Origin of the sequence: Vulcanisaeta distributa DSM 14429 (assembly GCF_000148385.1) — an archaeon.
GTDB classification, from domain to species: domain Archaea; phylum Thermoproteota; class Thermoprotei; order Thermoproteales; family Thermocladiaceae; genus Vulcanisaeta; species Vulcanisaeta distributa.
This window is the reverse complement of sequence record NC_014537.1, coordinates 1453064-1476496: the sequence shown is the minus strand read 5'-3', so window position 1 is coordinate 1476496 and position 23433 is coordinate 1453064. Positions and strand designations below refer to the sequence as shown.

General features: G+C 43.4%; 23 protein-coding genes and 2 pseudogenes. 7 read left to right on the top strand and 18 right to left on the bottom strand.

Going from position 1 to position 23433, the window contains the following annotated elements:
* Positions 1-3 precede the first annotated feature (3 nt).
* The 6 genes from VDIS_RS07650 to VDIS_RS07625 form a co-directional block, all read right to left on the bottom strand.
* Positions 4-312, bottom strand: a complete 309-nt coding sequence (locus VDIS_RS07650) for a hypothetical protein (protein WP_052885803.1) — start codon at positions 310-312, stop codon at positions 4-6.
* Positions 313-454: 142 nt separating this feature from the next.
* The gene (locus VDIS_RS07645) at positions 455-817 is read right to left on the bottom strand and encodes a nucleotidyltransferase domain-containing protein (RefSeq protein WP_052885802.1); all 363 of its coding nucleotides are present in this window, start codon (positions 815-817) and stop codon (positions 455-457) included.
* Positions 801-1199, bottom strand: coding sequence for a HEPN domain-containing protein (locus VDIS_RS07640; RefSeq protein ID WP_013336662.1), 399 nt, complete (start codon positions 1197-1199; stop codon positions 801-803). The genes VDIS_RS07645 and VDIS_RS07640 overlap by 17 nt, the downstream gene beginning before the upstream one ends.
* 333 nt (positions 1200-1532) lie before the next feature.
* Entirely contained in the window at positions 1533-1979 is a 447-nt protein-coding gene (locus VDIS_RS07635; protein ID WP_013336661.1) for a hypothetical protein, read from the bottom strand.
* Between the two features lie 127 nt (positions 1980-2106).
* On the bottom strand, positions 2107-2604 hold the full coding sequence (locus VDIS_RS07630; RefSeq protein ID WP_013336660.1) for a hypothetical protein: 498 nt from the start codon (positions 2602-2604) through the stop codon (positions 2107-2109).
* Positions 2601-2816, bottom strand: a complete 216-nt coding sequence (locus VDIS_RS07625; RefSeq protein WP_013336659.1) for a hypothetical protein — start codon at positions 2814-2816, stop codon at positions 2601-2603. Before VDIS_RS07625 ends, VDIS_RS07630 begins: the two co-directional genes overlap by 4 nt.
* 668 nt (positions 2817-3484) lie before the next feature.
* Here VDIS_RS07625 and VDIS_RS07620 point away from each other — a divergent pair.
* The 4 genes and pseudogenes from VDIS_RS07620 to VDIS_RS07605 all read left to right on the top strand — a co-directional run.
* A complete protein-coding gene (locus VDIS_RS07620; RefSeq protein ID WP_013336658.1) occupies positions 3485-3760 on the top strand; it encodes a hypothetical protein in 276 nt (91 codons plus the stop codon).
* A 9-nt stretch (positions 3761-3769) separates the two neighbouring features.
* On the top strand, positions 3770-4171 hold the full coding sequence (locus VDIS_RS07615; RefSeq protein WP_013336657.1) for a hypothetical protein: 402 nt from the start codon (positions 3770-3772) through the stop codon (positions 4169-4171).
* A gap of 1 nt (position 4172) precedes the next feature.
* Positions 4173-4490: a hypothetical protein gene (locus tag VDIS_RS07610; protein ID WP_052885801.1), complete on the top strand. Its 318-nt coding sequence runs from the start codon at positions 4173-4175 to the stop codon at positions 4488-4490.
* Between the two features lie 572 nt (positions 4491-5062).
* Positions 5063-5977, top strand: a pseudogene (locus tag VDIS_RS07605) (ATP-binding protein); the annotation flags it as partial.
* Positions 5978-5979: 2 nt separating this feature from the next.
* Here the strand turns inward: VDIS_RS07605 and VDIS_RS07600 are convergent.
* Positions 5980-7782 (bottom strand): carbamoyltransferase family protein, encoded by a 1803-nt coding sequence (locus VDIS_RS07600; protein WP_013336654.1) that lies wholly within the window; start codon positions 7780-7782, stop codon positions 5980-5982.
* Positions 7783-7982: 200 nt separating this feature from the next.
* On the opposite strand from VDIS_RS07600, the gene VDIS_RS07595 reads away from it, so the two are divergent.
* Positions 7983-9263 carry a glycosyltransferase family 4 protein gene (locus VDIS_RS07595; protein WP_245522476.1) on the top strand — a complete coding sequence of 427 codons (1281 nt, stop codon included), beginning with the start codon at positions 7983-7985 and terminating at the stop codon, positions 9261-9263.
* Here the strand turns inward: VDIS_RS07595 and VDIS_RS07590 are convergent.
* The 8 genes from VDIS_RS07590 to VDIS_RS07560 all read right to left on the bottom strand — a co-directional run bounded on the left by VDIS_RS07590 (position 9232) and on the right by VDIS_RS07560 (position 18122).
* Positions 9232-10218, bottom strand: a complete 987-nt coding sequence (locus VDIS_RS07590; RefSeq protein WP_013336652.1) for a glycosyltransferase — start codon at positions 10216-10218, stop codon at positions 9232-9234. The two genes, VDIS_RS07595 and VDIS_RS07590, sit on opposite strands and share 32 nt — an antisense overlap.
* 173 nt (positions 10219-10391) lie before the next feature.
* Entirely contained in the window at positions 10392-11132 is a 741-nt protein-coding gene (locus tag VDIS_RS07585) for an FkbM family methyltransferase (protein ID WP_013336650.1), read from the bottom strand.
* A 32-nt stretch (positions 11133-11164) separates the two neighbouring features.
* Positions 11165-13804, bottom strand: a complete 2640-nt coding sequence (locus tag VDIS_RS07580; protein WP_013336649.1) for a DUF2079 domain-containing protein — start codon at positions 13802-13804, stop codon at positions 11165-11167.
* 67 nt (positions 13805-13871) lie between these two features.
* Positions 13872-14942, bottom strand: coding sequence for a glycosyltransferase family 4 protein (locus VDIS_RS07575; RefSeq protein WP_013336648.1), 1071 nt, complete (start codon positions 14940-14942; stop codon positions 13872-13874).
* A 129-nt stretch (positions 14943-15071) separates the two neighbouring features.
* Entirely contained in the window at positions 15072-15209 is a 138-nt protein-coding gene (locus tag VDIS_RS12855; RefSeq protein ID WP_171804850.1) for a hypothetical protein, read from the bottom strand.
* Positions 15210-15244: 35 nt separating this feature from the next.
* The gene (locus VDIS_RS07570; RefSeq protein WP_052885919.1) at positions 15245-16258 is read right to left on the bottom strand and encodes an ATP-binding protein; all 1014 of its coding nucleotides are present in this window, start codon (positions 16256-16258) and stop codon (positions 15245-15247) included.
* 258 nt (positions 16259-16516) lie between these two features.
* Complete coding sequence (locus VDIS_RS07565; protein WP_013336646.1) at positions 16517-17080, bottom strand: PaREP1 family protein; 564 nt, start codon at positions 17078-17080, stop codon at positions 16517-16519.
* Positions 17081-17291: 211 nt separating this feature from the next.
* Positions 17292-18122 carry a tropomyosin gene (locus VDIS_RS07560; protein ID WP_013336645.1) on the bottom strand — a complete coding sequence of 277 codons (831 nt, stop codon included), beginning with the start codon at positions 18120-18122 and terminating at the stop codon, positions 17292-17294.
* 134 nt (positions 18123-18256) lie between these two features.
* Here VDIS_RS07560 and VDIS_RS07555 point away from each other — a divergent pair, with 134 nt between their 5' ends.
* Entirely contained in the window at positions 18257-19252 is a 996-nt protein-coding gene (locus VDIS_RS07555; protein WP_013336644.1) for an NAD-dependent epimerase/dehydratase family protein, read from the top strand.
* On the opposite strand, the gene VDIS_RS07550 is transcribed toward VDIS_RS07555, so the two are convergent.
* Entirely contained in the window at positions 19249-20316 is a 1068-nt protein-coding gene (locus VDIS_RS07550) for a glucose-1-phosphate thymidylyltransferase (protein ID WP_013336643.1), read from the bottom strand. The genes VDIS_RS07555 and VDIS_RS07550 overlap by 4 nt on opposite strands.
* 93 nt (positions 20317-20409) lie before the next feature.
* Between VDIS_RS07550 and VDIS_RS07545 the strand changes: the two genes are divergently transcribed.
* Positions 20410-21879, top strand: coding sequence for an oligosaccharide flippase family protein (locus VDIS_RS07545; protein WP_013336642.1), 1470 nt, complete (start codon positions 20410-20412; stop codon positions 21877-21879).
* On the opposite strand, the gene thyX is transcribed toward VDIS_RS07545, so the two are convergent.
* Positions 21866-22654 carry an FAD-dependent thymidylate synthase gene (gene thyX, locus VDIS_RS07540; RefSeq protein ID WP_013336641.1) on the bottom strand — a complete coding sequence of 263 codons (789 nt, stop codon included), beginning with the start codon at positions 22652-22654 and terminating at the stop codon, positions 21866-21868. The two genes, VDIS_RS07545 and thyX, sit on opposite strands and share 14 nt — an antisense overlap.
* A 53-nt stretch (positions 22655-22707) precedes the next feature.
* Positions 22708-23433: pseudogene (locus VDIS_RS07535) on the bottom strand (oligopeptide/dipeptide ABC transporter ATP-binding protein); the annotation flags it as partial.

Below are 23433 nucleotides of genomic sequence, written 5' to 3'. Positions count from 1 at the left end.
TCGCTAATCACCGTCAGACCGACCAAGAAGTCTCATTAAGGCCCTATAATGCCTCAGGAACTCATGACCTCTCTTACTAACCCTATTAAACCTACAAATCCTTTGGGTCCTGGGGTCGCAATAATCATCATACCTCTCAACAAGCCCTAAATCCCAAGCCAAGAGTAGCAGGTCCTCACCATAACCCCACATACGCAGGTAACCAAGCAGCTCACGGGTATAGGGGTCACGACCCTTACGAGACTCAAACTCCTCAATAACCTCAAGCAACCTCGCCAAACCAAACAGGGGAACCTCCGGTCTCTGACCCATTGCGTTACCAATAATTGGTAACGCTTTTATAAACCTTTCTCCATGCAAAGCTCCCTGGGAATCCATTTTACTTATTTAGTTACTAATGATTAGTAACGCAAACGGTCATTGAGCAAACCTGCCCTAATGGTGGGGTCGCCGTTCATTGCTTACACTGCTTCATTAGATCCTCTGGGTCGCCTATGATTGGTATGCCGATTCTTAATGATTCAAGCATAATGTTGTTATCCATATGGTATTTACAGAATTCGTCGAGCGTGAATACCACAACCTCTACATCACCCAATGGTGACCCAATTACCTTAGCCCTAAATTGTGGCTCATCACTCACTATGACCACCAGGTCTATGTCACTCATACCCATCACGAACTCACCACGGGCCAACGAACCAATTATGAAGGCAGCAATGGGGTTCAGGCCATTAATGGCTTTGTTAATTGCCTGTACTAATTGGTTTGGGTCCTTAATGTTGTTTCTCCTCGCAACCTCATAGATTCGACTCAACAAAACCCACCACCCTACTCGCGTGATCTACGGCCCTTCTGGCATCCTCCTCTGTGTAATGCTTATGCGGTGCACCTGAAGGCCATGCATTGGGATATCGTGTTGGTACGTAGTACCTATCGAGCTCATCACCAATCCTAATCAAATCATTACCAACATCAACACCATTATTCCTAAGTATCTCAAGTAACTCCCTAACGCTGTACGTATGCTCATAACGATTCAACCTCTTAATTAAAAGAGCCTTAAGCGCCTTCTTGGCAGCCTGCTGAGCAAAGTAGCAAGCCTTTGAGTACCTACCAAGCCTCATTAAATCAATTGCCGCATCTAAATCATCCCTAGCCTCATCTAGCCAATCAACCCAACGCTGGTAAGAACGCATAACAAAGATTAAACCCTAAAGATAAAAATGCTTCATATAACGGTAATGAACCAAATACCCTTGAGAATGGGTAGAGATGGCTACAGAACTTAGGAGATCCACTGAATGAACTTAGTAATTGGTTCAGTAAATCCTAGGGCACGACTAACTACCTACACGTTTGTGATTTCACGGAGCAAAGTTTAGACCCGGATGTAGTGAGGGTTTGGCTTGAGCACAATGAGGGTAGGTTAATAAAGTACGACGTTTTTACGGATATTTAGTATTGAGGATCATAGTGGCAACGGCGTATCTCTACTCCTTAGTTATAGTAGGGTTCACAAGGAGCATTACCTATATTTTTAATTGCGTGGTACCCAGCATTATTGTTAATGAACAATTCATAATACGTAAATCAGGCATCACACTCTCATTGCAATTAACATTATTAGATAACTTTTTCAGAGCATCAACGAATGAATGGTCCTTAGTTATGAATGTGGCATTAATCATACTGGCATGAACCGCATTAATGGCATCCCTATCTAAGGCCCTTAGCACTTTTTTCTTAACATCTTTAACTAGCTGTTTGACAATGCCATACAATTGGTATACAATATCTAGGATTTTATTATCCGTATTGATGACTTTTATTTTAAGACTTGAAATAACGCCATCGGTCAAGTAATCCACGTAATCCTCAAGTGTTTGATTTATTGGAACTGTAATCACGACAGATTCAACGGCTCTGTCAACAAGCTTTAATAGAAACTCCCTCTTAACTAAGCCACTTATTACCATATTTCCAAGATTTTAAAGACGGTGTTTATCAATAAGGTACAAGATGCATAATGCTCATTTAGGTACTTTGTATCGTGTGTGCACAGGTAATATTCAACGAGGATACTTGTATCGATGAATAACGCACTCATCCTAATTCCTCATTTAAATCATCTTCCGTGAATCGTATTCCATGCTCGTACATTTCCGAAAATATAGCACATGCTCCTAAGAACGCATCAACTGCATCGTAATTAAACCCCACATCCTTAAGCACAATGCTTGCCTCAGTCTCCTTACCGTAAAGAGCCAAGTATGCTGCAGCCAAGAGATGCTTCGCATTATTGAACTCATTAATGAGGGCATTATCAATGGCCATACCCAGAAGTAATAGGTACTTATCAATGAGCATACTCCCAACCCTAATACCCTTGTAATGAGCCCTGCAAGCCATATGCATGAAAATACCGCCCAAGCTCCTATATAGATTAAGCGCCTTTCTAATCTTTGTACCATTATCATCATTATCACTAATCCTAAGCTCCTCAAGCATCACCTTAAAATCAGTACTCAATAAACCATACCCAGCAAACGCACTAAGTACTGAATGAATAATCTTTGCGCCATCAACAACCACATCAATCACAGCCCCCTATCACTAATCCTGCCAATGATGTAATTAATGTCAGCATCAACATCACGCATAACCTCACTAGCCAATGTCACACAGTCCTCACCAACACAATCCCTCAACGACTCAAGAACAACAGCACCACGCCTGAACAACGCATAAATCAACCTCCTATTCAACTCCTGAAATTCCAACTCGCCTAAACCCCGCCCGATAACTAAGCTCATAATTAAACCAAACCAAGCGATTATAGCACTAAATCTACTTAAATTTCAACCGATCTAAAATAAGCCAAAGCGTTCCCAGCCTACCGCGATTAGAAGTAGTCAATCACGGTAGGTGGTTCGTCACGCTTCCGCTCGGAGCCCCTCACCGCAGTGACTCACGGCCCTGCGGCTCTCGGAACCCCCGAGGTCACCAAAGGGCTTACAACTTCAAAGACTTATAATTTTCTGGGACTTAGACAGGCACACGGCATCGGCACGCCTAATAGCACTAAAAAGTATACAAAAGCAATTAAAAACACCTAAAGCACCAAGACTTAGAGAACAGCCCTTAATGACCCTCAATAGACCTGGAACTACCCATGTACTCAAGGCATTGAGCAGGGGCAAGCACAGGCCCAAGGATCTCGTAGAGCCGATTAAAATGTTGATGAGCATTTATGGGAAAGTAAGATTAGGCATCCATAGTTAAGCCTGCTTCACAGCGCCGTGAAGCCAAGTGCTGAAGAGGGCTTAGGATTCGGATTTATTGACGGCAGTACCTGCGGCTTTCACATCGCCTTTTCCTTGCTTAGGTTTCATCCTTCATTGTGCTCCTCGGTTCATGATACAATGAATTGACCATCGATGATGGATAAAGTATTTATTTCGGATTAAGTTCATTATCTAGTATGTCCATTAGTCTCGGTAACCCCGGTGGCGTAGCCCAAGGATTGGGTAACTACCCCTACCCCACTCCACCGCCCATCCAAGTGAGTATTGATAGGGAGTTTGGTAATGTGTTGATAATTCTCAGCGATAGGTCACCCGTTAAGTCTGAGGAGGGCTTGGCCCTCATCACTGTTGGCATTGATGAGGAGGGTAGGCTGGTGTACATAAGTATCGAGCCCGAAGACAAGGACTTAGCACGCTTCATAAGTAGGGTTAGGGTAGGGCCTGCCGTATAAGTGGTCCTAATGTATAATTACCTCGACTTAGACTTCGAAATAACCTCAATGAAGCCCATGGTAATCAAGGCCTTAGTCGACGACGAAGAGTTAACCATTACAGCACTACCGGTGGTGCTTAAGGTCCTCAAGTACGAGAATAACTACTCAATATGGGTAAACGTGATAGTCTCAACTAAAACCAATAAGCCAAGACCAGGCCCCCAATGCAACCCAACCGTTATAATGAGCCGACCAGCCAAGGCCGAGAGAATCGAAGTTATTAATGATGGCGTCTTAAAGCTTAAGTTAAGCGATGGTGATGAGAAGGAGGTTATAATCAAACCAACGAACATATCCTTCTATCCAGACTATAGGGACCAATTCGGCTCACCATGTATAATACTCAATTGGTCAGTATTCTGGCGATGAAATGATGTGTGAATTAACGTTTCATGCTGAACAGAGATTACGATTAAGGATTTATGAACTTAAGTCCAGTGGAGTCTGTATTGACGACTTTGAGCAGGAAATCATAAAGGCAATAGAACATGCATGCAACGGAGAGTACGTAAATGCCCGTAACAATCAACGTATATTATGCATGCCCATCAATAAATGCAGTAATGTTATGGTTATCATAATCTACACACCCATCAAGTATAATGGCAAGAAGATAAAGATCATCACCGTAATACCCACCACAAAGGACAAAACCATAAAGCGATACTGCAACTATTATAAGTCATAACCCAAGTAAGTATCAGGGCGCAACAGGATGATAAAGCTCCACTATACCACTGATCCCATTCACCAAGTTATTAAATACCAATAAAGCTTTGTCATCATCGAACCCAGTAATCTGACACCTATTAAGGATTTAACCATACCTACCATCTGCTTCAGACACAGCACGTACCACATAACGAAAAATCATGGACATGAACCAAACGAAATCCATTTTAAAATAATATTCTATATTTGAGGTTTATGTGAGTTTGTGACTATAGATGGTGCTTAATGAACGACTGAGAAGCCTGGCCGTTGACGTGAACACGGACAAGGAGACACAGGAGAGCCAAGAACTGAACACATGCACAATATACGGAGCGGTAATAGAATGGCAAATACATGAAACCACGCATCAATAACTACACTAAGGAACATGACGACACCAAAACCTAAGACAGGAAAGAAAAATAAACAAAGAACAACCTATCAAACACAGTGAGAAGGATCAAGCTAAACTTCGCAAATCTAGCGGTCGAGTTAGTGGACAGAGACCTAATAATGAGACGTGTTAAGGAATAGGCCGATAAGGGTACATACCCGGTTCAGGTAGTTTATGGACCTGAGGGTTGTGGGAAAACGACATGGCTAAAACAATCCGTTGAGTTACTTAAGGAGTTGAGCTTCGATGTGGTTTATGTAAATCCAGTCGAGAAGGAGGTAATGGCGGAAACCGGAATAACAGATGTCAAGGCAAGGCTAATGGAAATACTCAGGGAAGCCACGGCCGATACCTGGGTGAGGGTTGCATGGGCCGTGGTGGACATTGCTAAGGAAATCATGAAGGCAGGCGCAAAGAAGGTGGCGGTACTGGCCGACGACGTGTTCCAGGCAATAGGTCTAGACAAGGCGGCGATTTACGTGAAGGGCCTGCTGGGTTTGATTGAATACCCGCCAAGGACATACGACATAGTCATTGCGGTGGTAGCCACGAGTGAGGGAGTTTCGAGACGCGAGATTGAGCGCCACAGATGGGCAGACATGAGGCCCATGTGGAACATGCCGAGGGAGGGATTCAAGCAGTTATACAATCAATTACCCGGCGATAAGCCTAACTTCGACGTTATTTGGAGAATCACAGGTGGAAACCCAAAGATGCTGGTGGAACTATACAGGGCTGGTTGGGATACCGAGAAGGTAATCAGCGACCTAATAATGAGCAAAAACCTCAAGACATTCACAGCATCACTAAGCAATGGAGAGAGGCAATTACTAATTAAGGCAATTGAAGACCCAGACACACTCATGACCAGGGACGGCATACCACTCATGAATAAACTAATCGAGCAAAACCTAATCATGGAAATACCGGAGTGGAGAGACCCATGGTACTGGACAGGGGAACCGCCACCACAAAAAGACCCAGAACTAGGGATAGGAAAAGACCTAGCCTGGCAAACACCACTACACAGAGAAGCCGTGAGAAGAACGCTAAAAGAAGGGGATTAACCTCACCTCTTCCTTATTAGCCAGCCCTGTATGTATATTGCGTCTAGTCCTCCGAGGGCGAAGGATTTCAAGGCGTCCTGTGGGGTCTCCACCAGTGGTTCTCCTGCTAGGTTGAAGCTTGTGTTCAGTATTATTCCCTCGCCTGTTATGTCCTTAAACGCCTTTATGAGTTCGTACCAAGTTGGGTTCTCGTCCTTGGCAACCGTCTGCGGCCTTGCAGTCCCATCAACGTGGTATACGGCTGGCACGACTTCCTTCATTCCCTCCCTAAACCTGAACATCAGTATCATGAATTGATGCGGCACCGGATCAATGAAGTACTTACTGGCATCTTCAACGAGTAGTGATGGGGCGAGTGGTCTCCACCACTCACGGCCCTTAATGTTATTTACCACCCTCCACATGTCGGCTCTCCTAGGGTCAGCCACAATGGATCTATTGCCGAGTGCCCTTGGCCCAAGCTCAGCCCTACCCTGGTACCAAGCAACCACATAGCCCTTGGCGACTAAGTCGGCAACCTCATTAACATCATCACCAATGTATTCTGCATTGAATCGGCTACGCTCAACGACCTTCCTAACCTCATCATCACCATACTCCGGACCCAAATAAACAGTCCTAAGCCTCCCCCTCCTCATCCTACCACCAAGGACATGCTCGTAAACATAGGCAGCGGCGCCAACCGTTGTCCCAGCATCATTGGCTGCTGGGAATATGAACATGTCACTGAATAATTTGGAGTAGTGAATAACCATGTTAGCCTTGGCATTAAGAGCCACACCACCGGCGAGGGCAAGATTCTGCTCATTAGTGTGCCCCCTAGCCCACTCAGCAAGCCTAAGCATGGCCTCCTCGGTAATTGCCTGAACAGCCCAAGCCAAGTCAACAGCATCACGATTAAGATCACCACGGGGATCCCAGGGAACACGACCAGGAAAGAGGGAATCAGCAATAAGGCGGTAAGGCCTCCTATAAACAGCATCACCACCCTTAACAACCCTAGGCCTAGAACCATCAACAGTTATGTAGTACGGGTAATCACCATCATCAAACCTAAAGTAAGACCTCAACTTCTCGTAATACTTCGACCTCTGACCGTAGGGCGCCAACCCCATGACCTTACCAGGGCCCTCAAGATGATCATAACCAATAGTCCAGGAAACCTCCTCATAGAGAAGTCCAATAGAACCATAATAAGTTGGTAATGACGTCACCTTCTCAAACTCACCGTTCTTCACCCTCCAAACAACCGTAGACTCATATTCGCCATAACCATCAACAGTCAATACAGTGGCATTAGTGAAACCACTGAAGTAGTAGGCAGAGGCAGCATGGGCAAGATGATGAGGAACAGGAACAACCCTAACCTCACCCAGAACCTCCTCACCAAGATCATGAACAACAAACCTAATCATATGCTCAACAAACGACAAATAATCACCACGAATAATGTAACTAAGTAATTCAAGACCAGAACTAATAATAGACTTACCCTCATACCAATAAGCCCTAAACCTCCTAATACCAAGCAAATCCAGAGTATCATTAAGGAACCAGCCTAATTTATGTGGCATTAATTTGGGGTCAAAGTTCACTGCGTATGCATCAACATCCTTTGGCTTGATTCCGTATTTATTCTCTAGGTATTTGAAGGCTTGCTTCAATGCGTTTATTGGTGGCTCTCCGGGTGAGTGCTTATGCCTTGTCCACCTCTCCTCCTCACTGGCAAAGACAAGCTCACCATCAACAATAACCGCAACAGAATGATCATGCTCCACAGGCCAATTAAAACCAACAACAATCATTACCAATGACCAAAAAGCATAACTTAAAAGAATTACCTAAAGTGAAAATATAAACTAATGAATGCTTCAAAGAAAGTCATAAATATGATCTGTGAAATAGCCAGAAACTAGACATAATACCAACAAAAATATAAATTAAAAATTATAACACTGCATAAACAATACGAAAGAATTAAATACCCATATGAATATGAAATAGTTTGAAGATAACGGTTATGAAAATACTTGCAATAATTGATGGCTTACCTGGTGGTTCACATAGGCATGCTGTTGAGGTATTAAAAATATTAACAAACATTTATGGACATGATATTTTAGTATTTGAAGAACCATTTCATTTTACGTCTAATTCATTGGATGAAATTAGAAAATATGGATTAATGGTTCATGACATTAATTATCGTTTTCAAGAGCTATGCCTTAATTATAGTAATAATATATCAAAGATGCTCATGGCATTATATAAATTTTTAATTAATAATGAAGTTTACTGTAAATTTATAATCAATGAGTTAACTAATGATTTAATGCATAATAACATTAAGTTTGATGTAATATTAGATGTTCATGAAAGTGGTATCTCACTTGTATATGCCTTATACCTTGCTAAGAAGTTAAATGTCCCGATAATAAAGGTTCTTCAAAATGAACCCTTTAGGACCTTTAAATGGTTTGGAAGAGGGTATAGGCATGTTGATGGTATTTATGGGTTGCTTGAGGATTCATACGTATTTTTAGAACATAGACTTACTAAAGCCATTTACAGTATGGCTATGAAGGGCGGCATGCTTCGTGGCATAGCATCTGTTTCGCAAGTACCTATTTACTATTCGAATATTGAAAAATTATCGAATAAGTATGGAGTTAAGTTAAGAATTTATCGTTACGGCAATGCCTTCGATAAGGACTTAATCTATAGATACCGTAACATCTATGATAAGAGGGATTACGCCGTTTTCTTTGGGAGATTAACCCCTGCTAAGGGTGCATGGGACATAATAAAGGTGGCTAAGTATTTGCATGATATTAATATTCTAGTCTTTGGCCCGATATCTAATAGAATAAGGGATAGATTTTTACGTAATTTACCTAATAACTTGAAGTACATGGGTTATAGACCCATTAATGAATTGTACGATTATGTAGCACGCGCAAAGGCTTTAATATATCCTTCCCACGTCGATTCGTTTCCATTAGTTATTCTTGAGACGATCGCGTTAGGTACGTCTGCCGTTGCTTATGATATACCGGCAATAAGGCTCGTGTATGGTGGATTAAAGCCTGTACACATGGTTCGTGAGTACGATATAAGTAGTTTAGCTCATGAAACGAAAAGAATAATTAACATGAGTATTGATGAGTATGTTAAGGAACATGAGGATGAGAGAACGAGAAGGTTCTTGAAGGAGCATGATTCGTGGGAGAAGGTTGCTCAGGAAACCCTGGATTTTATTTATGAGGTTTTAGGTGAAAGGCATTAAGGACATCATTAAAATCCTGTGCGCACTTTTTATACTTATACCTATAGAGTATGAGGTACTGAAAGACTTTATGCCCAGGTATATCCCATGTATATGTTCCAGTCAATGATTCAACGATGTTTGGGTTGTTTAAACATAGATAATTAATGATGCCATTATTTTCGTATATTTCCTGAGAAATATTCATCAAGATTTTTCTATATTTACTGGGGATATTTATGAATATTTTAAGTAAATCCATAAAATAAGAAAACCACATCTCGGCATCTCCTGGCTTTAATAAACTCATGGCTTTAAAGTAAATTAATATTAAAATAGCATTAAGTACATGAACGATTGTCGTACTTTTATAATAGGTTTTCCTTTTAAATCTATTAATTAATAGATTATTAAGTAAGTAAGGATATCTTGAAAATAACTCTATTATAATGTACTTGCTATAATTAGATGCTGATGCATTAAGTTTACCAGCTAAATGGATTATATACTCACCGTTAGAAAGCTTGGCCTTGCTACCTAGTATTTCTGGATTTTCGTGAATTATGCCTCTAAATAGTACTTTATTTCGTTTAAATAACCGTACTTGCTCACTAATAGTTCTAAGAGCAACCTCGTATCTATTAATTATATACCCATCATATTCATTATATCGCCTTAAATTAATGATAAGCTTATCATTAGGTATTTCATCAGTATCGAGAAGTAACACGTAGTCAGTACTTATTTTACTTAATCCATACATTCTAAGCGGCTCTACATGTCCTAATGGTATAGTCTTGAATACTATTATCTTTGAGCCATACTTCATTAATCGATCCATGAGCTCCCTATACTTGGGTGGGTCAGATGAGTCTATAATCACGATTTCATCTACGGTATTATTAAGTAACTTAATGAGGCGAAGCGTACCAACTACTTCATTCCTATTAAATATTAGTAATCCGTAGGATGGCATGGGCTTACTAATACTAAGATTATATTAAGTTTATAAGTGTGTACTATTTAGTTTACCCTCATTGTGTAGAAACACGTTAATAAAGTTGCCATAATTTACACAATCTAATACCTTAAACCCTAACTTATTTAACTCATTAATTAACCATAATGTGCTAGGTCTTAGCTCTATCATTAGATAATTCGTATTTTTAAGGTTTCTTTCATTCCATGTATTGCCTCTGCCTCGGCACCCTCAATATCAATTTTTAGAAAGTCTATGCGGTCAATCCCCAATTCCTTTATTATATTATCGAGAGTATCTGCTTCAATGATTATGTTACCATTATGATCTATCCTTGATTCTTCTTCATTAAACTCAACAATTTTCATAGGAACCTTGCCTTGTTCCTTCCATACGGCCTTTTTTATTAATACTACGTTATTACAATTATTAAGTTCTACGTTCTTACGGAGTAGAGTTGCGGCGCTTTCTAAGGGTTCAATGGCAATTACTCGCTTAGCCTTTTTACAAGCCCTAACGGTATAACCACCTATATAAGCACCAACATCAACAATCACAGCATGTTTAGTGGTGTTAAGTACTAAGGCTAGCCAATGATTTAATTCATAATGTTCTCCTAATATATCGTAGAAATCCCCACTACGAGGTCTAATTATGAATTTCACATCGTATTCTTCATCACGGTACCTTATTAATACTGAATCTTTACCTGGTATGTAATACGAAAGGTTATAAACCTTATTTTCTAACCTTAATAGCCTACGTAATATATAATATATAAATATTAATACAGCTATTAAGAGACGAAGTTCGTCATAAAATGTAATACCTTTAACGTTAATGAAGAAAATAAATGCTCTCTTAATTAATCCCACAGGGTTATTTCTGCAATTGATTATAATATTTGCCATAATATCAAGTATAGCCTTATAACATTTAAAAATTACCACCTTAAATTCCTTAGGTTAGGAACTAGCATTAACATTGCTAGAGCAAGAAGTACGTACTCAGGTATTAGTCCTATGATAGGTATTAAGTACCATGGTATTAATGGGCCTGATGCGTTTTGAGTCATTACCTTTAGTTTTATAGTTAATTGAATATTAGATTGTGTATTTTGTGAGTTTATTGTTAGTACAAGCCCTGACACATTTTTAACTACGGTACTTATCATTATTTCTTCATTTCCATTTATCTGTATTTCATTGCTTAATATATTTATTATTACATTAGATAATGATACCTTGAAACTACTTCGTGGGTTTGTTGTTATTATTGTTCCTAGGGTGCATGGTAGTTGTTTTATTATTTGTCCTGTTGTTGCGTTTATGAGTAGTGCCTTTGGTGTGTTTGGTATTTGTTCGCATATTGTTTGTCCTTGTATTGGGAATGTCAGTATTATGTAGTATGTTCCTGGTTTTAGGGTTATGTCTGGGTTTGCTGTTATTGGTGTTGTCCAGGAATGCGGTGAGCACCACCATGGCGTTCCAAAGGTATATGTGTATATAGTGCTTTTTTGGTTAGGTGTTGGTGTTGTTGATATTATTAATTCTGCTGTGGCCAGGTTGGTCTCATATGATGTGAATACCGTTATTGAGCTTATTCTTGTTGTTTCGTTTATGGTTACTGGTTGTGCGATGTAAGTGCCTCCAGGTATGATTACTTCGCCAGGCCCTATTCCGCAGGCTATTCCTTGGGGTTGTTGTAGTTGTGTTTTGAGTAGTGTTGTGTTTAGTAGTGTTATTGCTTGTTGTGGTTTTGTTTCTGTGGTTATTTGTATTGTTATGTTTGTTGGTGGTATTTGGGCTATTGGGTATTGCCACGTACCTGGCAGTACTGGGTTTATTATGTAGGTGTTCTCGTAGTAGAACCCGTTGATTATCTTTATTGGCCCTGTGTAGTTTGCCTTCAGTATCCATGCACCATCATCAAAGGCATATGGGCCATATTCACTACCTCCTGTGTTGTATGGGTATCCCGTTGGCACGAGTGGTGAATAAACCACGTACTGGGTATTACTGTTTGGTCCGAGGAATGGTACTCCGTGGTTTCCCCATCCATACCTTGTTATTGAGTACCAGGGGACTGCCGTGGCTGGTACGGCCACTGATGCGTTCCATGGTATATAATTGGCTAGTTGTATCATGGCTAAGTCGTATTGGTTGGCCACTGGTGCGTTCCAGTTTGGTATTGTGTTTCCGTAGTATAGCCCGGAGAGTGGTGTTAGTGGTCCCGTGAGTAGTCCCGTTATTGTGTTTATTATTAGTAGTGCCGTTAGTGCCCTTTTCCTCGTTTCAATCTTTAGCCTCCTTAGTGCCCATATTGTTGCCGGCAGTGCGACTGCGCTTATGAGGATTGTGTAGTATACGTTTGGTATGTAGTATGGTGTGAAGTTTGTTAGTAATGCCGCTAGCCAGGGCATTAGTAGTATTGTTTGTGGTTCGAGGAAGTTTATGAATGCCAGGGGTCCAAATACCTCTATCACGTATTGGACCTTTATGTTGTATTGAGAGGTGGCTTGTTGAATTATGCCGTTTAATACGTTGGTTGTGTCCATGACCGTGCGCGTTTGTGGATCTATAGTAAGCGCCTTAGTGGTGTTGGGGTTTAGTAGTTTGTTTGTTATGTTTGTTAGTAGTGAGCTTAGGGCTGCTCCGTATAGATTTGAGAATATGTTATGTGTCCGCCCACTGAAGTACATTACCAGGTAGTAGTCAGCTATTAACCATGCTATCGAGTATATGAATGTTAGTAGGGCTAGTTTTCTATGTTCCTTTGATAGTGCTTGGTATATGCTTAGTCCGATGCCGAATAATGGTACGTATTCTATCGATGCCATGGCTAGGGTTAATGATGCCCAATAAGCCTTTTTGTCATTTAGGTACATGGTTATTAGTGTCATCGCCATGAATGACCCTGCCAACGTGACTACTTCGAATGGTGCGTATGCGGTTATTATCCATGGGTATAGTATGTATAGTAGTGCTGTGGCCAGTGCATGCTTTGGGTTGTTGAGTATTTTCATGCCTAGTTTATACATTAGTGGTATTGGTAGCATTAGTATTACGACTTGTATTGTCATTAATGTGAATATTGATGGGTATACCTCGTAGATTGGGTATATTAGGAGTAGTATTGGTGATGCGTGAACACTAAAGAATGGTCCTACGAAGCTTACCAGGAATTGCCTGTAGTATGTTAATGAAGCGAAGGATTGTAAGTAAGTTGCCGTGTCCAGGCTTGCCCCTAGGCTTAGTCCGTAGTATGGTGGTACTGTGGCTAGGTAGGTTAGTTCGTAGGTTATTGCCAGGAATATTAGTAGTGTTGCTGCGTAGTATTTGTCGTTTATTGCCTGCCTTACTTGATTTGTTATTGTTGGTGTCATGAACAGAAAGAACCCGACCGTGAACGCTATTGCTGATATGTGTATTACTTCATAATTATATAGCCGTGGCGTTATGTTTAGGTAGCCGAGTGTAAATACTATGTAGAATTGAATTAATAACGGTAAAGAGAACAATTTAATGATGATTTTCCTTTTTTCAATCTCATTAATAATGACGTGCCTATTGATTGACTGCATGTTGCGTAGTAATTTTCAATACTAATATCATTATTTAAGTATTATTCACAAGCATCCATTCTTAAATTCATTCCGCATCTTTACTGTGTATTGCCATTGATAATGCCTTTATGAGTTTCCTCCTGAAGTTCTCTGGGCTATACCTTTCCCTGCCTTTGAATATCTTTTCTCTGTTGATTTCTTCGGCTTTGTTTATTAGTTGTGGTATTTCCTCGGTGTTTGTGTATCCTAGTCCGTATTTTCCCTCCTCCACTATGTCTGTCCAAGGTCCTCCTGTCCTTGGTACTATTGGTATTGTTGCCGTGGCTATGGCGTCTAGTACCGCTATCCCGAAGTGCTCGTTTGGTTTGAGGTGTAGGTATATTGATGCGTGTTTGTATAGTTCCTCCTTCGTCTTTTCGTCTATGTCCGGCATCACGTCTATGTTTTTAACGCCCCTGAGAGCCCTTATTACCTCCCTTGATTCCCTCGCGTCTGCCCTGCCTGCCACAATTATTCTCTTTCCTATTCTTGGTGCTATCTTTATTAGTTCCCTGTAGCCCTTGCTCCACTCGAGTCTTCCCAGGGTTAGTACGTAGTCCTCCTTCTCCGGTATCTTGTCTGTGCTTATTGTGTAGTGTGGGCTTAGTACGTACTCGAGCCTTGGTTCTATGCCCATTTTTGGCAGTAGTTTCTTGGCTAGGTTCATTGTGTACCTTGAGTTGTAGATCATGTATGAGCCATCGTACATCCTGTAAATCCTCGAGAGTACCCAAAACAGTAGTTGGTTTCTTATGTTCCCATTCTCATCGATTATGAAGTCCACGAAGGAGAGCCCGTGAAGCACTATTGGGCCTTTGTTGTATGGTATGTAGTTTGGGTGATTATTTATGACTAGGTCACAGTCATCGACATACCTACCCAGCAGTCTCCTTAACCTCCTATGGTTTATGTAGTTAATGAGTAGTGAGGCTGGGTCGTAGGACGCCTTGAAACCCACGTCCACGTGCCTCACTGGGTATTTGGGGTCAACCTTGATGTCACCAGTGACCACGAACTCCACGGAGTGCCCAAGCTCCGTTAACGCCCTAGCCATCTGCAGTGCATATACCTGCCCGCCACCAAGCCTTGTGAATTCCTCAAGTATGCATACCCTCATTTCGACTCCCTAAATCAGTATTGAATTGTTTAACTTTTACCAACACCTGCCTCCTCCTTCAAGGCTTTAACGTACTCTCCAAGTCATCACTCCACTTGATTCTTGGTTTCAGTTCCTCAATTCTCCTCATCAACCCGCGACATCCCTAACCAAGCCCTTGCTGAGGAATTTAAGGGATAGCTTGGCTTCAATCAATGATCCAGGAGCCTCACATGATGTAGTTCTCCATGGTTGGCTTAGGTAGGGGTCTCTCAAGGGTCTCCGCATCCACGGCTAATTCACTGCATCCCTCCCTTAAACACTTATTGAGATTGCGCTTCAAGCATCCTCCTCACGGCTTCTCTATGCAGTGGTGATTGCCACGCGACGCGCCTGCCAATCCCGAGTTCCTCATCTTTCTCAGGTGGTGGTTGGTCTATCCATAGGTATGGCTTCCTGTCCGATATGTCGAGTACCAGGTTTAGCTCGATTAATTTGCTCATTAGTGGTATTCCCTCCCTCGTGAATAGCACGTCTGGATCTTCAACAGCCCTAGCCAACATGCGCCTCTCACTATCACTTAGCGAGCTTACAAAAACATCAACGCCCTTACCCTTAATCAACTCCCCAATCACCCTATCAGCATCCCAATTGGCTTTATACAATTCCTCAAGCATCCTCGGATTACCCCCAGTCAACCGCCAGACCTCTTCGAGGTCCGGCTTCTTGCCCGGTATTTGATCATAAAGTTGCTTGAACCCGTTCTTCGGCATATTCCACATGGGTATTATCCAAGCCCACGTGTGTCTTCCTATTTCTCTCCTCGACACGCCCTCGCTCGTTGCTGCTATCGTGACTATCCTCTCATAATGCTCGGGTGGGTACTCAATGAGGTTTAGCAGTGCCTTCACGTATAATGCGGACTCCTTGATGCCGATTACCTGGAATGCGTCGTCAACGATGATGGCTATTTTTCCCCTGGTCGCCTTGATTACGTCATAAACCACGTTGTACGCTATCCATGCGATTCTAGCCAACGCACTTTGTGCAATAGCCTCCTTAACCAGCTTGAAGAACTCCTCCCTAAGGCTACTGATGCTTACCTCAGCAAAGGCAAGCCTATTGATTGGATTCACATAAACAACCTCGAACCCGTAATCCCTAAGCAACTCCACTGACTGCAGAAGCCACGCAGTCTTACCACAACCCTCTGGTCCATAGATGACTTGGACTGGGAAGGTGCTTTTCTCGGCCCATTCATCAATGAGTTTAAGGGCGAGGTCCCTATCCACGAATTCAATCGTTAAATTAGCAAAGCCCAGCCTAACCCTCCCCACGACGTAGACCCCCATCCTCCTCCTTATTAGCCTTATCACAACTCAACACGGCACTTAGCCCTCACTGAGGATTCCAGGACTAATTTAGCCTTGACTAAGGTCTTAAGTAGCTGACGCTCATGCAATCTCTAGCATTCAGTTTAGGCAGTGGTTTATCAAGTGTTTCTGAGTCCGCGATTATGCGTGGGTTCCTAAAAAATGTTTATCATGCCTTAATAATGGATTGAGGCGTGGATGGAGTGACGTCTCTGGCAGATCTTAGGATTTCCCTACCCTGTTAAGCTCATCCTTAAGCTCCCTGAGAGCCTCCTCAAGCTCATTACCCCACTTGATTCTTGGCTTCAGCTCCTCAATACGCCTAACCACCTCGCTAATAAGCTCCAGGACCGCCGCTGCGGCGTCACTCCTACTCCTAAACTTCGACAGTGCCATGTCGGGGTCTGGCCCATTATACTGATAATCGTGCAGGCTCAGGGCTAATGCGGTGTCAGGTAATAACCCGGCATGCCCAATGTCACTGAGCATTTTGGATAACGCCATCATCCTGCTCGTTGGGACTCTGGGTATTGCTCTCTCCATTAGCCACCTACGCTCCTCATCGGTCTTAACTACCTGCATTAACCTATCAAGCTCAAGCCTCAGTAATGCCGCGAGCAAAGCTCTCCAGGACTGGAAAGCCTTGCCAGCTGCATTCCTAACCAAACCCCTACCAAGGAACTCGAGGGCAAGTCTGGCCTCGACTAAAGCTTCTAGTAGCCTTGCGTTCACGTAATCCTCCATGGAAGGCTTAGGCAATGGCTTCTCGAGGGTTTCCGTGTTCACAGTTCAGGATTAGTATTAATCCCCCCCCCCCTTAAATACTTACTTGAGCTGATGTTTGGTGTGCTCACGTCCAGTTTAAATTAGCACTTGAGTCTCTTGTCAGTATGTGTCGAAAACTGCCGTATGGGGCGTTTTAGTGACCTCGTGGTTAAAACTAATGATGAGAACTTGAAGGTTAATGGTGGGGTTTAGCACCGGGGTTGGTGCATCATTATTTTTGTTGTCTTAGCTTTGGGTATACGAAGACCACCTTGGCGACCATTGCGTAGTACCTGAGTTTCCAGGCGTACTCTATTAGGTCCCTCCTATTTGCTTCAAAGCCCTCCTTCTCTATTAAATCTGCGATATCATTCAATTGCTCAATATCGGCCATAGTGTATTCATTTGGGTCCTTATCAAGCAACTGCCTGAGCCTCTCATAGACCTCCCACGTGTAGTACTTAGTCCTTGGCACCGGCAGCAGTGTCTTCACCATGCTCCTGAGGGTCAGGGCCTCCGTCGATGTAAATATGCCCTTGGATTCCAATGCCGTTATGAGAACCTCGGAGAACTGCTTGAACGCGTTTTCAAGTCTTTCAATCCTAATCTCAAGACTATTAATCCTATTTTCCACTCCGCTAATTCTATTCTCAATGTTACTGATCCTATCCTCAATCTTATTAATTCTATCTTCAATTCTATTAATTCTGTCCTCAATTTTACTAACTCTATCCTCAATCCCACTAAGTCCGTTCTCGATCTTTTCAATTCTATTCTCAATGTTAATAATTCTCTCCTCGACCTTACCAATCCTTTCCTCAATTCTATTAACCCTCTCCTCAACTCCATTAATTCTACCTTCGATTACATTAATCCTATTCTCGATTTTATCAAATCTATTCTCAATTTTATTAAATCTATCCTCGATTTGACCAAGCCTTGAATCAACATGACCAAACCTGGACTCTATCTCCGTGAACCTCCCGCCGAGCCAGTAGGCTAGGGATGCCGTTGATGATGCTACGCTCACTATCACCGCGATTATCGTAATAACATCAACCAAAGCCTACACCTCATTATGTGGTGATATATTAAATATAAATACCTTATCACGCTATCAAGCGCATATACATAATGTGGATTGCTAATCCCGTCTTGGAAAATCCTTAAAAGTAAAATGTGAACGTTAATATTAACATGAAGGTCCTGATCACTGGGTGTGGTGGTTATATAGGCACGTTATTAACGCCATACCTACTTAGGAAGGGTTATGGCGTTAGGTGCGTTGATAGGTTGTTTTTTGGCGATGATGTGCTTAAGCACGTAATTGGTGAGAGGAACTTCGAACTCGTTAAAGCCGATACCAGGTCAATAAGTAAGGACGTACTTAACGGCATTGACGCTGTTGTGGATCTTGCGGCATTGTCTAATGACCCTGCTGGCGAGTTGAATCCTCAGTGGACGCTCGACATTAATTATAGGGCTAGGGCTAGGTTGGCTAAGCTTGCCAGTGAGGTTGGGGTCTCTAGGTACGTACTCGCCTCAAGCTGTAGTGTCTATGGTAGGCAGAGTGGTATTGCTGATGAGAATACCGAGCCAAACCCATTAACGACCTACGCCAAGGCTAACCTATTGGCTGAGAAGGATGTGCTTCCCCTGGCAAGTAATAGGTTTACTGTGACTGCATTGAGGTTTGCCACCGTCTACGGGCCATCGATTAGGATGAGGTTTGACCTGGTGATAAATGCCATGACGTTATCGGCATTCACGGAGGGGGTCATCTACGTTGAGGGTGATGGCATGCAGGAGAGGCCTCTCGTCCATGTTATGGATGTCGTTAGGGCCATTAATACCGTGCTTGAGGCACCGAGTGATAGGGTTAATGGCATGGTATTTAATGTTGGCTCTGATGAGCAGAACTTTAGAGTTATTGACATGGCTAGGATTGTGCAGGGCATCGTTGGTGGTGAGGTTAGGTTTAGGGGTATGGTTGATGCCAGGAGTTATAGAGTTAGCTTTAAGCGTATTAGGGAGGTGCTGAACTTCTCCGTGCTTTATAATGTGGATGATGGTGTTAAGCAGGTATACCACGAATTACTCACCGGCCACCTAAGGCCTGAGGATAGGTGGTTCACTGTTAGGTGGTATAAGAAGCTCCTTGAGCAGAATCCAAAGTTGCTGGATAGTTATTAAGCAATGCTGATTATACTGTTACCCTCACCAAGTATTAAACTATAATTACCACCGCTAAGCCTAACCCTTGATTTAGGACCAATAATACTATCAACGAGCCTAGCCCTACCCAACTCAAGCGATGCATCACTGAGCACCAGTGACCTGCTCAAACTACCGCCGTTTATTGATACGTTTGATTCAATATCGACGTAGTGCTCAATCACGGTGTCCTTACCAACCATTGAGCCCTTACCTATGTAGGCTGGTCCGTGGACCCTACCCTCAATCACCGCCCCGCGCTCCACAACAACCCTGCCATTAACCTCACCCCTAACCTCACCCTCAATCCTTGGCTTGACCTCATCAAGCATTAGGTAAAGTAGGTCAAGTATGTCCTGAGGAGTCCCCATGTCCTTCCACCAACTATTGGTTATTGAGTAACCCACCCTCCTGCCATTATCAATGAACCACTGGATCAAGTCTGTTATCTCATACTCACCCCTAGCCGATGGCTTAAGCGTGCTGAAAGCCCTCTCTACGTCGTGGGAATCCCTGAACATGTATATCCCGGTCATTACGAAGCTATTTGGCGGTGGTTCCCTGGGCTTCTCAATGAGTTTCACTATCCTGCCATCCTTAATCACGGCATTACCAAACCTAGTGGGGTCCCTATGCCTTGTTAGGACAACGTACACGTCGTAATCCCCCTCCCTAAACTCACGAATGAACCTACCTAACCCTTCGCCGAAGTAGTTATCGCCAAGGTGAACTACTAATTCGCCGACCGCCCCATCCTCAACAGCCCTATGTATCGCGTGGGCAATACCAAGCCTCTCCCTCTGCTCAACATACCTAATATTCACGCCTAAACCCGACCCATCACCAAGCACCTGCTTAAATAGAAAGCCGAGGTGACCAACAACCACATGTATGTTGTTAATACCATTACCCATTAGCTCTTCTATTATCCTCGTGACCAGGGGCCTACCCATTATTGGTATTAATGGCTTTGGCAATGTATACGTTAATGGCCTAAGCCTCGTCCCTTCACCAGCGACAAGTACGACACCACTCACTGACATTAATACTCTGTGTCAAAAATGATTTTATAAGGTTTAAACTAATACATGCATAATACTTAATATTTAATAATGTTAGTAATGGCACTCTCGTGAATGGTTAGGGAAAACACGGTTTTAGCTGTCGTATTGAATTACCTACCTACCGCGGCTAATTACGCATTAGCCATTGCGTACATAGTTGTCTTAACCAGGTACATACCACTGACGCAGTACGGATACTACAACGCGCTCTTTGCCATAATAAACTCAATAGGTGCCTTAATACCGATACCCGGCATATCGGGCGCCATTGCCAGGGAGGGCGCCATTGAGTATGCCAGAGGTGGTGACGTTAAGCCTTACTTCTCCGCCATGGTCTTCATGTCATTGATCATGGCCGTGATTTACGGACTACTAATTGCGTTGGCAACGCCATTCTACATTGGTAATGGTATACCCAGGTGGATGCTCGGTACGGCATATATATACGTGGGCGTTGTTTTCATTCAATCAATCGCGGGCGCCCTGGGTCTCTACCTATGGTTAGTGGGTAGGGTTGCGTCTCAAGGCATGGGCTTGACGATCAACATACTTGCCATGAGAGTAATGCAAGTACTATTAATAATCATAATGCGTAACGTCTATGCGTTAGCCATATCCGTGTTCCTGGGCTCCCTGGCGCAGTTCATTTACTACCTGGGTATTGTTAGGGGCATTGCCGATCCACTGGCTGGGGTTGGCGTCGTGAAAAATAGGATAAAGGGGTTTCTTGAGTTTGGTTTTCAATCGTGGTTACTAGGCTACATGGGTACCTTAAGCTATAACTTACTGATGTACCTTGTCTATGTATACCTTGGCCCTGAATTCACGGGTATATATGGATTAGCATCCGCAATTGCTAATGCCGTAACTGCCTTGGGCCCTGCCGTATCCACCGTGATGAATAGTAGGTTGTCCCAAGGGCTCGGTATTGGTATTGACGTTAGTAGGACTTTCCGTGACTACGCAATACCATCCTTCATAGCCGCATCCCTCCTCGCCCAGCTAATAGTCCTTGCCCTGCCTATTCTGCCGACCATAGGGATTATTAGTGGTGGGTATGTTAAGTCAATACCCTACGCCTCGGTACTGCTCGGTTACACGCCGTTGGCCGTCATAGTCAATATATACACATCCTACTACTGGGTCGTTGGTAGGGGTTGGTATGCATTAATCGCAAACATCGCCGGCCTGGGCCTTGGCATACTCGCATACGTACTCTTTCACTCCCTCGGTATTTACATGGCCATAGCCAGTAATTACTTAATATATGCATTAACTTTAGTGGTCTTCTGGTTTAGTGAGCGGTGGAGCATTCGAAGCATTGATGTTTTGGTTATTGGCTTATCCCTGGTACTGACCCTGATCTCCTCCTGCACGTTACTGATCTCCGACCTGCCAATCACCTGGCCATTAATACAGTTAATAAACATAGCCGTGTTGATCGCGGCCCTCTACATATTCAAGCCACTGCCTAGGTCCCTGATTAACCAAGTCCCTGGATTTGCGAGACCGATGATAACACCATTCATTAAGAGTGAGTGATGAGTTCGGTGATTCTCCTTGGGATCTCCATCCCCCACTTGTTGAAGGCGTCCTTTATGCTCACTATCCTGCAGTCGCTTGTTCCGTAGGCGCTGTCAAGCTTATCAATGCCCCTGCAGTAGTCTGGGTGTAGCTTGGGTAGGTTGTCCCACACCCACCTGGCGATTATTGGGAATTTATCAATCAATGTGTCGAACATGAGCCAGGCAATGAGCCTAATCTCGTGGAAGGCGCCCAAGCCCGTCCTAAGCGGTATGAAGTTCAGGAAGAACTCCCTCGCATTCATCTGAACCCAAACCCTACTTGCCATGGCATTTGGGAGCAAGTACCTGGCGTCCTCGGGTGCGAAGCCCTCCCTAGCCTTCACATAGGCCTGCGATACACCATCCAGGTGGCCGGCCCACTGGCTGGCTAGGCCTGGTGGTAGTACGTAGCGTAGCTGCCCCTTGGTGTAGTCCACGTACCTCTGACTCTCCTGCCAGTAACTCGCTATCCTATGCCTAACGAGTTCATGCGTGAATGCCCTACTACCCTCAACAAGCCAGCTCGCACCCATAAACTCAAGGACGCTGTGGTGCCCATCCCTAAGGAAGCCCGTTATCCTCCTAACAACCAACTCGGGCTTCTCCCTAACTCTCTTTAGCGCATCCTCGATTGAGTAGGCCCTATAAACAACGTCGGTCATTGCAGTGACAAGCTCCTCACTACCCCAGGTGAGTACGAGTTCAACCCTTGGTTTAATTATGTTAACCACATTTACCTTTACCTCCTGCACGCTTATAAACCGGCAACCCTGAATAAAACTGGGTAGGGATAAATTAAGAGGTATTACTGCTGTTGATATAGCCAGCAGGCAACCTGCCTATTATTGACCATAACCAACTGCGGCTCCTTCTCCTTACAAATACTCATCACGTACGGGCATCTCGGGTGGAACCTACAGCCAGGCGGTGGATTAACTAGGCTCGGCACCTCACCGGTTGGTGGCTCCAATTCCTTCTTGCCGATTGTTGGCACCGACTTAAGTAATAACTGCGTGTATGGGTGCATCGGCTTCTTGAATACCTCATCTACGTCTCCCATCTCCACTATCTTACCCGCATACATAATGGCGACCCTATTAGATATGTAATACGCCACGGCTATGTTATGGGTTATGAATAGATAAGTCAGCTTCAACTGCTCCTTAAGGTCCATCAATAGGTTAAGCACCTGGGCCTGCAGTGACGCATTTAGAGCTGAGGTTGGTTCATCAAGGACTATAAACCTCGGCCTCTTAACAATGGCCCTCGCAATAGCAACCCTCTGGACCTGACCACCACTTAACTCCCTAGGTCTCTTATTGCCATGCTCCCTATAGTTAAGGCCAACCATCTCCATGGCCTCCCTAACCCTATCCTCATCAAAACACCCAAGTGGTTCTGAGATTATCTCCTTAACGGATAGTCTCGGGTTAAGTGAACTATATGGATTTTGGAATACCATGGCGACCTGCTGCCTAACCCAGGGTATCCTATCCTCAGTAACCTTCTCACCCATGAAGTAGTACTCACC